Here is a 13,254-nt window from a genome sequence, read left to right on the forward strand (position 1 = left end):
TGCGGCGCCGTAGGCGGGACGCGGCCTCTCGGTATCCCCGAGCCGCGCCCCGACGACAACAACCTCGCCGCGTGACCGTAGGACCTGTGGGACCTGTGGCACCAGTGCGGCCCGTGTGACCAAAGGTCCGGACGGCTTACGAAGCGCCCCCGCCCGAGGCCACCGCGCTGACCACCACGTTCGAATCCCAGTGGCCCTGCGCGTCGATGACCCCGCCGCAGGTGATCAGCCGTAGCTGCGAGTTCGGCACCGCTCCGTAGACCACGTCCGTCGGGAACTTCTTCGTCGGGTACGTGTCGACCCTCGTCACCCGGAACGGCAGCCGCCGCCCGTCGCCCAGCTCCGTCTCGACCAGATCGCCCGGGAGCAGCCGGCCGAGCTTGGCGAAGACGGCGTTCTTGATGTTGTCGCGGCCGTTCCGCACCGGGACGCTGCCCGGATTGGCCGGCGCGTCCCGGTGGCCGACGAGGACGGCCGGGCCCTGTTCTCCCGGGCGCGGGCCCAGGGCGTACCAGCCGACCTTCATCGCGTTGCGGAATCCCGGCGCGTCCAGCGCGCCGTTGTCGTCCACGCCGAGCGGCAGTACGTCCGCGGTCACGCCGAGCACCGGGATGCGCAGCCGTACGGGAGCGGAGGGCGGGTCCGTGACCTTGACCAGGCGGGGCTCGGCGGTGCCGGTCGCCGGTGCCTGCCGCTGCGGGAGCAGATGCAGCAGGACACCGGCCACGGCGCACAGGACCGCGAGGACGAAGAGGACCATGAGCACCCTGTCCGCCCTGTTCAGCCTGTGCGCCGTGCGCGCTGTACGTGCCGTACGTGCCGTACGCGTTCTGCGGTCCGGGCCCGACGGCCCCGCCGTTCCGGTCAGTGGTGGTCACCCGTGGCGCGGCGCGTGTGACGGCGCACCACGAGGATCGTGCCGAGGGCCGCCGCCGCGGTGGCGCCGATGGCGAGAGTGAGTTCGGGCGCGCCGGTCGTGCGTACCGAGTCGGTCGCGATCAGATGATCCGCGCCGCCTCGGGCCGCGCCGGACGGCGTGATCTGGAGCGCTCCTACGGAGGGCCCGGGGACGGTGTCCTTGCCGGTGCTCGTCCCCGCCGTACTGGTTCCGGTGCCAGTCCCAGTCCCCGTACCTGTGCTAGTCCCTGTACCCGTACCCGTACCCGTACTCGCGCTTCCGCGAGCCGACGGCTGTACGGGCGCCACAGGCGCGACCGTTGCGACCGGCGCCACCGGCTTCGCCGCCGGGGCCCGGGTGCTGGTCGCCGCAGGGGCCTGCGGGACGTTCCCGGTCGGCGGACGAGGAGTGATGCGCGGCGGGGTCCGCGTGGGCGCGGGAGTGCTCCGCGGTCCGGGCACGCGGTCGCCTGCCGAGGTCGCGGGTGTGGGCGGCTTCGGGACCTTCGGCGTCTTCGAGGCCGAGGGCTTCGCCTTCGAGGGCACCGGCAGCGGCGCGGTCGCCGCCGACTTGCTCCGGTCCGTCACCGCCTTGCCGTCCGCGGAGACCAGGCTGAAGCCGTCCACGTTCTGCCCTTGCGGCTGGTTCGGCCGGTCGTTCTTGTAGTAGTACAGCGGGTGCGTGTTGTAGATGACGTGCGGCTGGTCGCTGTTGGCCGCGTTCAGCGGAGTCTGCGCGGTCTCACCGACGACGCCCGTCGCCTTTGTCGGGAAGCCGACCGCCGCGGGCCAGGTGGTGGCGCACTCGCCGGCGCACTCGGGTCGGTCCGGTTTGTCGGCCAGCCGCAGATAGAGCGGATTGCCGTTCTCGTCGGCCAGTACCTGGCCCACGCCCGTGTTGATGAGTGTCAGTTCGCTCGGCTCCTTCGGCTTGTCCACCGCCGTGGCGGCGGCGCCGCCGAGTGCGACGAGCAGAACGGTGGCCGTCGTGAGCGTGGCTATCCGGGGTCCTTGTCGGTCCATGGGTACGCCCTTGGGAGTCGGGGATGCCGGGTGTGCCCCCTCTTGCTGTCTGCTTGCTATCTACAGAGCAGCGCCCGGCGGACCGTACGGCCACCTCGGTGGGCCGTACGGGCGACAGCGGCCGGCCGCTACCGAGCTGCGCGCCCGGCCGGTCAGAGCGCCTGCGGGAAGTCGAGGAGCCGGTCCGGGTCGTACTGCTTCTTCAGCCGTGTCAGCCGGTCCGCGGCGGGACCGTAGTAGGCCGTACGCCAGTCCGTCAGCGTCGGGTCCGTGTAGTTCTGGTACGCCGCGCCCGACGCGTACCGGCGCAGCGACGCATGGGTGCTTTTCAGCCATGCGCGCTGTGCGGAGCCGGAGGTGCCCGGCTGCCAGGCGGCGATGTACTGCGCCAGGATCCGCGAGCGCCGGTGGACGAAGGACGTGGCGAGCGGATCGACACGGTTGACCGCGCCGCCGAGCGCGGTGAGCGCGAGGGAGCCGCCACTACCGCCACTGCCTCCGCTGCCGCTCCCGCCGCCGTTTCCGTTCCCGCTCCCGTCCGGTGGCAGCCGGGTGAAGGCCTCCGCGGCCGAGACGAGGGCGCGCACCGCGGCGGGCGCGAGGGAGCGGTCGTAGAAGTCCGAGGCCGCGGCGTAGGTCTCGCGCTGGAGCGCGCCTCGCGCACTGCGGCCGGGCGTCGTGCCGGGCAGATGGCACTGCTCCTCGTCGAGCCCCGAGCAGCCTCCGTATACCAGCATCGCGTCTCCGTAACCGCGCTGACGCAGCGATATGGAGCTGGCCGGGCCGGGACCGCCCGGGCCGTCGGCGAGCCGGTCGAGCGCGTTCTTCAGATCGTCCTCGTCGCCGAGGGAGAAGGCCGACAGGGAGACGGTGGGAGCGGCGCCGCCTGGACCTGCGGAGAGATGGAGCGAGGACCAGATCTCGTCCGGCTGGTCCGGGCCCCAGCGCTGCCAGGAGGCGAGCAGTGTCTCGGCCTTCGACCAGGGCCAGCTCAGATAGGCGGAGACGCTCGCGGGCGCGGGATGCGTACGGAAGCGCAGCTCGGTGACGACGCCGAAGTTGCCGTTGCCCGCGCCGCGCAGCGCCCAGAAGAGGTCCGTGTTCTGCTCGGCGTCGGCGGTCAGCCGTCGGCCGTCGGCGGTGATGAGCGTGGCGGAGGTGAGGCTGTCGCAGGTCAGACCGTACGCGCGGGCGGCCACGCCGTGGCCGCCGCCGAGAGTGAGACCGGAGACGCCGACGGTGGGACAGGAGCCCGCGGGGATCGTGAGGCCCTGCTCGGCGAGAGTGCGGTAGACGTCGCCGAGCCGGGCGCCCGCGCCGACGATCCCGTCCGTGGCCGCGTGGTCGAGCGAGTCGAGCTTCGATATGTCGATGACGAGACGGCCGTTGCCGCTGGACCAGCCCGCGTAGGAGTGGCCGCCGCCGCGGATCGAGACGGGAGTGCCATGGGCCCTGGCGAAGGCGAGGCACTCCTTGATGTCGTCCTCGCCGGCGGCGTACGCGACGGCCGCGGGCTTCAGGGAGTCGAACCGGGTGTTGTAGAGCTGGCGGGCCGTCGGGTACGCCGTGTCCTCCGGGCGTACGAGATCTCCGTCGAGCCCTTCCGCCAGCGCGGCCCAGTCCGGCGCGCCGGCCGGAGGCTTTCCCGTACTGCCGGTGGCCTGGCCCGTACCACCGGGCGGTCCGCCCTTGTCACCGCCGGCGCCTGTGCCGCCCGTACCGCCGGGCTGGTCGTGGCCGCCGCCGGAACACGCGGACGCGGCAGCCGCCGTGAGGGCGACCGCCGCCGCGCTGAGCACTGTGCGCCGTTCCATATGACGACCTCCTGAGGAGGGAAGTGTGCCTCAGGCGCCGACGGTTCCGGAATGGGAGATTCCGGATCGTAAGGTTCCGCTTCAGCTCTGTGGCGTGTGGGACGCCGCGTCCGTACGGGCGCGGTCACGGGATCTGCGGGCAGGGCCGGACCAGCCGCACGAGCAGCGGGCCAGACAGAACGAACCGCGTTCCACGGTCGAGGTGATGTGGGGTGATATGGGCTGGAATAAGGAGCCGGAGGGCGAGGTGGGGGATGGGGCGAGGGATGAAGTGGCGGTGGGGGGACCGGAGGTGTCTTGCTCGCACACGAACTCCACGGTACCGAGGTGCTCGTGCCTCATGACAGGGCCCTGGCGCGGGGCCCGGCGTACGGCATGACAAGGCCCCTGCGTACGGCATGACAGAGCCCGGCGCAGGGCCCGGTGCGGCCCGGCACGGGGCTCGGCACACGGCCTGGCGTGACGGGGAACGCGGGGCGTCGTTATCCGGAGCGGGTGGGCTTCGGACAAGCGACGGCCAGGCGTTGGGGGTTGGCAGGCGATGGTGGTGCAGCAGCACAGACGCAGGAACGTGGCGTTCGCCGTCGTGGCCGTGGCAGGCGTCGTCGCCGCGACCGCCGGCTGCTCGGCAAGCGGCGGTGCCATGGCCGACGACCGGCCGGCCCAGGATCCGGGAGCGGTGCTCAGGGCGGCCGACGTGCTGCTGGCTGCGGGCAGTTCGAAGGCCCGTACGTCCATGGAGATGGCGGCCGGCGGGACGCGCGTGACCATCCGGGGCGAGGGCGGATACGACTTCGCGCGGCGGATGGGACGGCTGAGAGTCGTGCTGCCGAAGGATCCCGCGGGCGTGAACCGGCACCGGCCCATCACCGAACTGCTCTCGCCCGCCGCGCTGTATATGAAGAACCGCGGTGCCGGCGTGCCCGCCGACAAATGGGTCCGAGTGGATTCGACCACGCTGGAGGACGGAAATCTGGTCACGGGCGGTGCGACCGATCCGCTGACCGCGGCCGAACTGCTGCGCGCCGCCCGGAATGTGGCTTTTGTCGGTGAGAAGGATCTGGCGGGCACCCGGGTCTGGCACTACCGGGGCACCACCTATATCGGCGGGGCCGCGCGGTCGGCGGCGCCGTACGCGCGCGGCGCGCTGGCCGCCGCGGCCAAGGGATTCGGCGAGGACGCGGTGCCGTTCGACGCGTATCTGGACGAGGACGGACGGCTGCGCAAGGTCAGGCACCAGTTCAGCTATGTCAATCAGGGGCATACGGTCGATGTCGCGTCGACCACACTGCTGTATGCGTTCGGAGTCACGGTCTCGGTGGCGCTGCCTCCGTCCGACGACATTTTCGCCGGTGAGATCAAGGCCTGAGCGCGGGCTCTTCGCGCGTTCCTCGCGGAACATGAGCCGGGCGGCGGGACCTCGGATCGGCAAGATCGGCAAGAGTGGATCCAGCCGTAACCATCGAGGACCAAGGCGGAAATGGTCCGGACGTGCCATGCGCGGTCCGTATCACGCTCCCTACGCTAGGAAGTCGACACCGGCAGGAAGAGGTGATAGCACGTGGCTCTGTTGCGTACGCCGACCGTCCAGGACCACGTGGCCCTCGCCGAGATCGAGTTGTGCGGTGAGTTGATGATCGCGGCGTCCGCCGCGGATGAGGACCGGCTCAGCCCGGACCGTATCGACGAGGTGCTGAACGTAACGGCCGAGCGGGCCCTCCTGGAGGAGTCCGAGCGGGCGCTGCTGGGAGCGTCCGGCGAGCGGGCGCTGTTCGGGAGTTCTCCCTGGGAGTGAGGCCCGCGACGGGGCGCGGTCCCGCCGCGCCCCGGCCGTTACGTCTCTTACGTCCGTCCTCCTCGCGCCAGCTGTGACATCGGGCACAAAGGTGACGTCCGGTGCGAAGGTGATGTCGGGCACAGATATGGGCGCCGGACAGAGCGTCCGGACAGGGCATCGGATGGCGTGAATTGGCCTCAGGTACGGAGCAGCCGGGCGATCGCCTTGGTCGCTTCCTCCACCTTCGCATCGATTTCTTCCCCGCCCTTGACCGCGGCATCGGCCACGCAGTGGCGCAGATGCTCCTCCAGGAGCTGGAGCGCGAAGGACTGGAGCGCCTTGGTCGAGGCGGAGACCTGAGTCAGTATGTCGATGCAGTAGACGTCCTCGTCGACCAGCCGCTGAAGGCCCCGGATCTGCCCTTCGATCCTGCGCAGCCGCTTGAGGTGCTCGTCCTTCTGCTTGTGATAGCCGTGCACACCGCGGTCGTGGTCGGTGATGGCGGAGGGCGCGTCGCTCGTCGCCGCGCCGGCCGCCTCGGTGGTCGTCATCGCGTCCTCCTGCTGTGTATCCGCTGTGTTTCAGCGGTTTGTCGGTCCGCTGCCGACGGTCCGCCGCAGCTTGTCCGAAAAGGTTGATATACCCCTCGTGGGTATATGGTACCTGTCTGTGTGTCTTGGGGCAGGGCCCTGTGCTTATCACCTTGTCTGATGGGCGACACTTGGGACCGGCCGCTTAGCAGTGGCCGGATGATGCGCCTAGCATCACCCTGACCGAATTCCATGTAACCCGAGGACCCCAGGTGCGCTTTCGTCTGACCCCCAGGGAGACGAGCTTCTATGACATGTTCGCCGCGTCCGCGGACAACATCGTCACGGGCTCGAAACTCCTGATGGAACTCCTCGGGGCGGATTCCTCCGCCCGGGCCGAGATCGCGGAGCGGATGCGGGCGGCGGAGCACGCGGGCGACGACGCGACTCACGCGATCTTCCATCAGCTCAACTCCTCCTTCATCACGCCCTTCGACCGCGAGGACATCTACAATCTCGCGTCCTGCCTCGACGACATCATGGACTTCATGGAGGAGGCCGTCGACCTGGTCGTCCTCTACAACATCGAAGAGCTGCCCAAGGGCGTGGAGCAGCAGATCGAGGTACTGGCCAGGGCCGCCGAGCTGACCGCTGAGGCCATGCCGCATCTGCGGACGATGAACAACCTCACCGAGTACTGGATCGAGGTCAACCGGCTGGAGAACCAGGCCGACCAGATCCACCGCAAACTGCTGGCCCATCTCTTCAACGGCAAGTACGACGCGATGGAGGTGCTCAAGCTCAAGCAGGTCGTCGACGTGCTGGAAGAGGCCGCCGACGCGTTCGAGCACGTCGCGAACACGGTGGAGACCATCGCGGTCAAGGAGTCCTGAACCACGTGGACACCTTCGCACTGATCGTGACCATTGGTGTCGCGCTCGGCTTCACCTACACCAACGGTTTCCACGACTCCGCGAACGCCATCGCGACCTCGGTGTCCACCCGGGCCCTGACCCCGCGCGCCGCTCTGGTGATGGCCGCGGTGATGAATCTCGCGGGCGCGTTCCTGGGCCAGGGAGTCGCCAAGACCGTCAGCGAGGGTCTGATCGCGACACCTCATGGATCGAGGGGGATGGGCATTCTCTTCGCCGCGCTGGTCGGTGCGATCGTCTGGAATCTGGTCACCTGGTACTACGGGCTTCCCTCCTCGTCCTCCCACGCGCTCTTCGGCGGCATCGTCGGCGCGGCGCTGGCCGGCGGCACCGATGTGATCTGGTCCGGTGTGCTGGAGAAGATCGTCGTCCCGATGTTCGTGTCGCCGGTCGTCGGTCTGGGCGTCGGTTATCTGGTGATGGTCGGCATCCTGTGGATATTCCGTAGCTCCAACCCGCACAAGGCCAAGCGCGGCTTCCGGATAGCCCAGACCGTGTCCGCGGCCGGAATGGCGCTCGGACACGGTTTGCAGGACGCGCAGAAGACGATGGGCATAGTGGTGATGGCCCTGGTCATCGCCGATGTGGAGGACTCGGGGGACTCGATCCCGATCTGGGTGAAGATCGTATGCGCCGTCATGCTCTCGCTGGGTACGTACGCGGGCGGCTGGCGCATCATGCGAACGCTGGGCCGGAAGATCATCGAGCTGGACCCGCCGCAGGGATTCGCGGCGGAGACGACCGGCGCGTCGATCATGTTCGGCTCGGCGTTCCTGTTTCAGGCGCCGATCTCGACGACACATGTCATCACCTCGGCGATCATGGGCGCCGGCGCGACGAAGCGGGTGAACGCGGTGCGCTGGGGCGTCGCGAAGAACATCGTTCTCGGCTGGTTCATCACCATGCCGGCCGCGGCACTGGTGGCCGCGCTGAGCTTCTGGGCTGTGGACCTGGTCTTCGGCTGACCGGCGTTCGGCTGACCGGCCGGGGGTCCGGGGGTTGTCCCCCGGGCAGACACAGCTGGATCGTTGACCTGGTCTTCGGCTGAGCCAAGCCATGAAGACATAGAAGTGGGCCCGCCCCCCTGGGAGAGGAGGCGGGCCCTTCGCCGTGCGGTGGCACCGCCATGCAGCACCGCACGACGGTCCTTGCGCCTATCCGAAGCGGCCCGAGATGTAGTCCTCGGTGGCCTGCACGGACGGGTTGGAGAAGATGCGCTCGGTCTCGTCGATCTCGATGAGCTTGCCGGGCTGGCCGACGGCGGCCAGGTTGAAGAACGCCGTACGGTCCGACACGCGCGCCGCCTGCTGCATGTTGTGCGTCACGATGACGATCGTGAAGCGCTCCTTCAGCTCGCCGATCAGATCCTCGATGGCCAGCGTCGATATCGGGTCGAGCGCCGAGCACGGCTCGTCCATCAGCAGCACGTCCGGCTCGACCGCGATCGCACGGGCGATGCACAGACGCTGCTGCTGACCACCGGAGAGACCGGAGCCGGGCTTGTTCAGCCGGTCCTTGACCTCGTTCCAGAGGTTGGCGCCCTTGAGGGAGCGCTCCACGACCTCGGGCAGCTCGCTCTTGCGAACCGTGCCGTTCAGCCGCAGCCCGGCCGCGACATTGTCGAAGATCGACATCGTCGGGAACGGGTTGGGACGCTGGAAGACCATGCCGACCGTACGGCGCACGGCGACCGGGTCGACGTTCGGGCCGTACAGGTTCTCGTCGTCCAGGAGCACCTTGCCCTCGACGCGACCGCCGGGAGTGACCTCGTGCATCCGGTTGAGCGTGCGCAGGAAGGTGGACTTGCCGCAGCCGGACGGGCCGATGAAGGCCGTCACGGAGCGGGGCTCCACGGTCATCGAGATGTCGTCGATCGCCCGGTGGGAGCCGTAGTAGGCGGAGAGTCCGCTGACGTCGATTCGCTTGGCCATGTCAATCACTGCTTCTTTCGTGGCCCCGCGCGGCGGAGCCGGATATCGGGCCTCAGCGGCCGGTCTTCGGGGCCTTCCAGCGGGCGATGCCGCGCGCCACCAGGTTGAGGATCATGACGAACGCGATCAGCACCAGGGCCGCGGCCCAGGCACGGTCGATCGCGGCGACCTCGCCCACCTTGTACTGCTCGAAGATGTAGAAGGGGAGCGACGACTGGGGACCGTCGAACGGGTTCGTGTTGATGAGCTGGCTGCCGAAGACGAGCAGGATGATCGGCGCGGTCTCACCGGCGATACGTGCGATGGCCAGCATCACACCGGTGGTGATTCCGCCGATCGCGGTCGGCAGGACGACCTTGAGGATGGTGCGCCACTTCGGTACGCCGAGGGCCAGCGAGGCCTCGCGCAGCTCGTTCGGTACGAGCTTGAGCATCTCCTCGGTGGAGCGGACCACGACCGGGATCATCAGGATCGTGAGGGCGAGCGAGCCCATCAGACCGGACTGCCCGATGTCGGCCATCAGCATGATCGAGAGGATGAACAGACCGGCGACGATGGACGGGATGCCCGTCATGACGTCCACGAAGAACGTCACGGCCCTGGCCAGCGCGCCCTTGCCGTACTCCACCAGATAGACGGCGGTCAGCAGACCGATCGGCGTCGCGATCACGGTGGCGATACCGACCTGCTCCAGTGTGCCGATCAGCGCGTGGTAGACGCCACCGCCGGGCTCGGAGCTGAGCACACCGGACATCGAGTGCGTCAGGAAGTACGGGTCGAGCGCCTTCACACCGCGGCTGATGGTGGTCACGAGCAGCGAGAACAGCGGGATGACGGCGAGGATGAAGCACACCCAGACGATGCTGGTGGCGAGACGGTCCTTGGCCTGGCGCTGGTTCTCGACCACCGAGGTGGTGACGTACGAGATGACGAGGAAGGCGATGACGGCGATCAGGCCCCACTGGACCTTGCTGTCGAGGCCGGCGGCGGTACCGATGCCCGCGCCGACGAGGATGCCGAGGACGGCGAATCCGGCCGGTGCCCAGCTCGGGAGGCCACGGCTGCTGAGGCTCTGCCCGCCGGCCGAGGGCGGCAGCGGAGTCGGTGTGTCCTGTATGGCTGCGTGGCTCATGCGTTGGCCCCCGAGTACTCCTTGCGGCGGGCGATGATCAGCCGGGCCGCACCGTTCACCAGCAGAGTCAGGACGAAGAGCACCAGGCCGGAGGCGATCAGGGCGTCACGCCCGGTCTCGGTGGCCTCGCCGAACTTCGCCGCGATGTTCTGGGCGAACGTACCGCCGCCCGGGTCGAGCAGATGGAGCGAGAGCAGGAAGTTCGGGGAGAGCACCGTGGCGACGGCCATCGTCTCGCCGAGCGCGCGGCCGAGGCCCAGCATCGAGGCGGAGATGACACCGGAGCGTCCGAACGGCAGGACCGAGAGCCGGATGACCTCCCAGCGCGTGGCGCCCAGGGCGAGGGCCGCCTCTTCGTTCATCCGCGGGACCTGGAGGAAGACCTCCCGGCTGACGCTGGTCACGATCGGCAGGATCATGATCGCCAGCAGGATGCCGACGGTCAGCATGTTGCGGGCGACGCCGGGCTGGGTCTGGTCGAAGATGTACGTCCACGCGAAGTACTGGTCGAGCCAGATGTTGAGACCTTCGAGATACGGCACCAGGACGAGCGCGCCCCAGAGGCCGTAGATGATGCTGGGCACGGCGGCCAGCAGGTCCACGATGTACGCGATGGGCGCGGCCAGCCGGCGCGGCGCGTAGTGCGAGATGAAGAGCGCGATACCGACGGCGACCGGGACGGCGATGACCATCGCGACGATCGAGCTGACGATCGTACCGACGAGGAGGACCGCGATTCCGAAGACCGGCGGGTCCGCGGAGGCGTTCCAGTCGAACGTGGTGAGGAAGTTGCCCTCGTCCTTGGAGATGGCGATGGCGGCGCGGTAGGTCAGGAACCCCGCGATCGACGCCATGATGACGAGCAGCAGAATACCCGAGCCCCTGGAGAGGCCCGAGAAGATCTTGTCGCCCGCGCGCCCTGTGGAGGTGCCCGACCTGGGGCTGAGCGGCGGGGCCGGTGGAGTGTCTGTGGGTGTGGTGGAAGCCATGATCTTTCCGGTCTGTGTGGGGGAGGGATGGCTCCCCTGGCGGCGGTGCACCGGATGGGTGGACGACCGCCGGCCCGGAGCGTTGCGCCGGGCCGACGGCCGTCACCTGCTGTGCCGGGGACTACGAGAGGGAGGCGACCGTCTCGCGGACCTTGGCGTTGATCTCGGCGGGGATCGGCGCGTAGCCGGCCTCGGAGAGCACCTTCTGGCCCTCGTCGCTGGCGGTGTAGGTCAGGAAGGACTTGACCGTGGGCAGCGTCTCGGCCTTGTTGCCCGTGTCACAGGCGATCTCGTACGTCACCAGGACGATCGGGTAGGCACCCTCGGCCTTGGTGGCGTAGTCCAGCTCCAGGGCCAGGTCCTTGCCGGTGCCCTTGATCGTGGCGGCGGCGATGGCCTTGGAGGCGTTGTCGGAGGAGGCCTCCACGGGAGCGCTGGCACCCGTGTCGATCTTGACGGTGGAGATCTGCTGCGAGGTGGCGTAGGAGAGCTCGAAGTAACCGATCGCGCCGTCGACCTGCTTCACCTGGGTGGCGACACCGGAGGAACCGGACGCCGACTGGCCGCCGGGCGCGGGCCACTTCTTCTCGGCCTCGTACTTCCAGTCGTCGGCGGCGGTGGCGTTCAGGTACTTGCCGAGGTTCTGCGTGGTGCCGGAGTCCTCGGAGCGGTGGAAGGCCTGGATGGGCTTCTTCGGGAGCTTGGCGTCGGGGTTCAGCTTGGCGATGGCCGCGTCGTCCCAGCTCTTGATCTTGCTGTCGAAGATCTTGGCGAGCGTGGGCGCGTCGAGGACGAGGCTGTCGACACCCTCCAGGTGGTAACCGATCGCGATCGGACCGCCGACCATGGGCAGGTTGATGCCCTGGCCGCCCTCACAGATCTTCTTCGAGTCGGCGACCTCTTCGGGCTTGAGCGCCGAGTCGGAGCCGGCGAAGCCGACGGTGCCCTGGTTGAAGGCGACGATGCCCTCACCGGAGGAGGAGCTGTTGTAGTTGACCTCCACACCGGGACAGGTGGCCATGTAGTTCTTGACCCACAGGTCCATGGCGTTCTTCTGCGCGCTGGAACCGGACGCGAGAAGCTGGCCCGTAGCACCCTCACAGACAGCCGCTGCCGAGGCGGCGGGCTTCGACGACGCGTCGCTCGGCTTGGAGTTGTCGTCCGATCCACACGCCGTGAGAACCAGGGCGCCGGAGACGGCGAGGGCACCGAGCGCGGTGGCACGCAGCCCGTTCTTGCGCTGAAGCTTCACTTCGGGTGTTCCTTCCAAGAGCCGCCGGTCCATACGAGTTGACGGCGGCGTGTGTCGGGGTGGTTGGTGGGGCACTGAGACCGTCACCGTGTAAGCCCGAAATTAGGCAGATGAGATGAAGCCACCGACGGGGAAGGGTGAACGGAAAGTGAACCGTGACATACAGCCCGGTGCCGGCCTTTCTTTTGAAGGGCTCGGTCGGTCTCCGGGGCGCTTTCTATCGCTGCTGACGGCTGATCATGCTTGAAATCACCCGTCGGTCCGTCGGCCGTCAGAACGGGATCAGGTCGCGTGCAGCGTGTCCAGCAGCGCGTCCACCAGGATGCGGTCGCGAGGCTGGGTGAGCCGGTCCCGGGCCGCCGCCGGAGCGAGCCAGGCTATTCGGTCGACCTCGGTGTTCGGCGTGAAGGCGCCGTCCGTCACCTCCGCCGCCCAGTAACTGACCAGCTTGGGACGGCCCTGGGCCAGATAGCTGACCGTGCCGAGCCGGGCGCCGGGCGTGCAGTGGTGGCCGGTCTCCTCGTACACCTCGCGCAGGGCGCCCTTCAGGGTGTCCTCCGCGCGCTTGAGCTTGCCCTTCGGGTGCGACCAGTCGTCGTACTTCGGCCGGTGTACGAGACAGATCTCGGGCCCGCCGGCTCCCTCGCGCGGGCGGCGCCACAGGACACAGCCGGCCGCGAGCACGGTGTCGTCCGGCCGGTCGTGTCCGACGCCCGCCATGTGGTCGCCTCCGTCGCTGTCGCTTGCGCTGTCCCCGTGTTCGTACGTGTACGCGTCCTCGTGCCCGTGGCCGGTCATGGCGCGGTCGCCGCCATCGGCATCTGTTGCCACACCTGCTGGAAGGCGAAACGCGCCGCCTCCACCTCAAGGCGCTGATCCGCGTGCAGCACGCCCAGGGCGTACGCCGTCGCCGGAGCGATCCGCGGAGTACGGGCCGCGTTCGCCGCCGCCGCAGCCGCCTCGGCCGCGTCCCGGTG

13 protein-coding genes and 1 pseudogene are annotated in these 13,254 nt (G+C 68.9%); 4 read left to right on the top strand and 10 right to left on the bottom strand.

Features of this window, described 5'->3' with window-relative positions; translation table 11 throughout:
• Window positions 1-136: 136 nt before the first annotated feature.
• The 3 genes from GA0115259_RS27065 to GA0115259_RS27075 form a co-directional block, all read right to left on the bottom strand.
• On the bottom strand, window positions 137-760 hold the full coding sequence (locus GA0115259_RS27065) for a sortase domain-containing protein (protein WP_093601889.1): 624 nt from the start codon (window positions 758-760) through the stop codon (window positions 137-139).
• Window positions 761-864: 104 nt separating this feature from the next.
• Window positions 865-1,920: a COG4315 family predicted lipoprotein gene (locus GA0115259_RS27070; protein ID WP_093601891.1), complete on the bottom strand. Its 1,056-nt coding sequence runs from the start codon at window positions 1,918-1,920 to the stop codon at window positions 865-867.
• Window positions 1,921-2,072: 152 nt separating this feature from the next.
• A complete protein-coding gene (locus GA0115259_RS27075) occupies window positions 2,073-3,734 on the bottom strand; it encodes an FAD-binding oxidoreductase (protein WP_093601893.1) in 1,662 nt (553 codons plus the stop codon).
• A gap of 541 nt (window positions 3,735-4,275) precedes the next feature.
• Between GA0115259_RS27075 and GA0115259_RS27085 the strand changes: the two genes are divergently transcribed.
• Window positions 4,276-5,103 carry an SCO4651 family lipoprotein gene (locus GA0115259_RS27085; RefSeq protein WP_093601898.1) on the top strand — a complete coding sequence of 276 codons (828 nt, stop codon included), beginning with the start codon at window positions 4,276-4,278 and terminating at the stop codon, window positions 5,101-5,103.
• Window positions 5,104-5,295: 192 nt separating this feature from the next.
• Complete coding sequence (locus GA0115259_RS27090; RefSeq protein ID WP_093601900.1) at window positions 5,296-5,529, top strand: hypothetical protein; 234 nt, start codon at window positions 5,296-5,298, stop codon at window positions 5,527-5,529.
• Window positions 5,530-5,708: 179 nt separating this feature from the next.
• On the opposite strand, the gene GA0115259_RS27095 is transcribed toward GA0115259_RS27090, so the two are convergent.
• Window positions 5,709-6,062: a metal-sensitive transcriptional regulator gene (locus tag GA0115259_RS27095; protein ID WP_093601902.1), complete on the bottom strand. Its 354-nt coding sequence runs from the start codon at window positions 6,060-6,062 to the stop codon at window positions 5,709-5,711.
• Window positions 6,063-6,313: 251 nt separating this feature from the next.
• Here GA0115259_RS27095 and GA0115259_RS27100 point away from each other — a divergent pair, with 251 nt between their 5' ends.
• Together GA0115259_RS27100 and GA0115259_RS27105 are read left to right on the top strand one after the other, a co-directional pair.
• Window positions 6,314-6,934, top strand: coding sequence for a DUF47 domain-containing protein (locus tag GA0115259_RS27100; protein WP_093601904.1), 621 nt, complete (start codon window positions 6,314-6,316; stop codon window positions 6,932-6,934).
• Between the two features lie 5 nt (window positions 6,935-6,939).
• Window positions 6,940-7,938 (top strand): inorganic phosphate transporter, encoded by a 999-nt coding sequence (locus tag GA0115259_RS27105; RefSeq protein WP_093601906.1) that lies wholly within the window; start codon window positions 6,940-6,942, stop codon window positions 7,936-7,938.
• Window positions 7,939-8,127: 189 nt separating this feature from the next.
• Here GA0115259_RS27105 and pstB read toward each other — a convergent pair whose 3' ends face one another.
• The 6 genes and pseudogenes from pstB to GA0115259_RS27135 form a co-directional block, all read right to left on the bottom strand.
• On the bottom strand, window positions 8,128-8,904 hold the full coding sequence (pstB, locus tag GA0115259_RS27110) for a phosphate ABC transporter ATP-binding protein PstB (RefSeq protein WP_093601908.1): 777 nt from the start codon (window positions 8,902-8,904) through the stop codon (window positions 8,128-8,130).
• Between the two features lie 52 nt (window positions 8,905-8,956).
• Window positions 8,957-10,036: a phosphate ABC transporter permease PstA gene (pstA, locus tag GA0115259_RS27115; protein ID WP_093601910.1), complete on the bottom strand. Its 1,080-nt coding sequence runs from the start codon at window positions 10,034-10,036 to the stop codon at window positions 8,957-8,959.
• Complete coding sequence (gene pstC, locus GA0115259_RS27120) at window positions 10,033-11,025, bottom strand: phosphate ABC transporter permease subunit PstC (RefSeq protein WP_093601912.1); 993 nt, start codon at window positions 11,023-11,025, stop codon at window positions 10,033-10,035. The genes pstA and pstC overlap by 4 nt, the downstream gene beginning before the upstream one ends.
• Window positions 11,026-11,146: 121 nt before the next feature.
• The gene (pstS, locus tag GA0115259_RS27125) at window positions 11,147-12,277 is read right to left on the bottom strand and encodes a phosphate ABC transporter substrate-binding protein PstS (protein ID WP_093601914.1); all 1,131 of its coding nucleotides are present in this window, start codon (window positions 12,275-12,277) and stop codon (window positions 11,147-11,149) included.
• Window positions 12,278-12,559: 282 nt separating this feature from the next.
• On the bottom strand, window positions 12,560-12,997 hold the full coding sequence (locus tag GA0115259_RS27130; protein WP_093601916.1) for an NUDIX hydrolase: 438 nt from the start codon (window positions 12,995-12,997) through the stop codon (window positions 12,560-12,562).
• A 74-nt stretch (window positions 12,998-13,071) separates the two neighbouring features.
• Window positions 13,072-13,254: pseudogene (locus GA0115259_RS27135) on the bottom strand (hypothetical protein); the annotation flags it as partial.

It is taken from the genome of Streptomyces sp. MnatMP-M17, assembly GCF_900091995.1.
Lineage (GTDB): Bacteria > Actinomycetota > Actinomycetes > Streptomycetales > Streptomycetaceae > Streptomyces.

Excerpts from the sequence above, each read along its gene's own strand:
- GA0115259_RS27065 (WP_093601889.1), bottom strand. The coding sequence starts at position 760 with ATGGTCCTCTTCGTCCTCGCGGTCCTGTGCGCCGTGGCCGGTGTCCTG.
- GA0115259_RS27070 (WP_093601891.1), bottom strand. The coding sequence starts at position 1,920 with ATGGACCGACAAGGACCCCGGATAGCCACGCTCACGACGGCCACCGTT.
- GA0115259_RS27075 (WP_093601893.1), bottom strand. The coding sequence starts at position 3,734 with ATGGAACGGCGCACAGTGCTCAGCGCGGCGGCGGTCGCCCTCACGGCG.
- GA0115259_RS27085 (WP_093601898.1), top strand. The coding sequence starts at position 4,276 with ATGGTGGTGCAGCAGCACAGACGCAGGAACGTGGCGTTCGCCGTCGTG.
- GA0115259_RS27095 (WP_093601902.1), bottom strand. The coding sequence starts at position 6,062 with ATGACGACCACCGAGGCGGCCGGCGCGGCGACGAGCGACGCGCCCTCC.
- pstB (WP_093601908.1), bottom strand. The coding sequence starts at position 8,904 with ATGGCCAAGCGAATCGACGTCAGCGGACTCTCCGCCTACTACGGCTCC.
- pstA (WP_093601910.1), bottom strand. The coding sequence starts at position 10,036 with ATGAGCCACGCAGCCATACAGGACACACCGACTCCGCTGCCGCCCTCG.
- pstC (WP_093601912.1), bottom strand. The coding sequence starts at position 11,025 with ATGGCTTCCACCACACCCACAGACACTCCACCGGCCCCGCCGCTCAGC.
- GA0115259_RS27130 (WP_093601916.1), bottom strand. The coding sequence starts at position 12,997 with ATGGCGGGCGTCGGACACGACCGGCCGGACGACACCGTGCTCGCGGCC.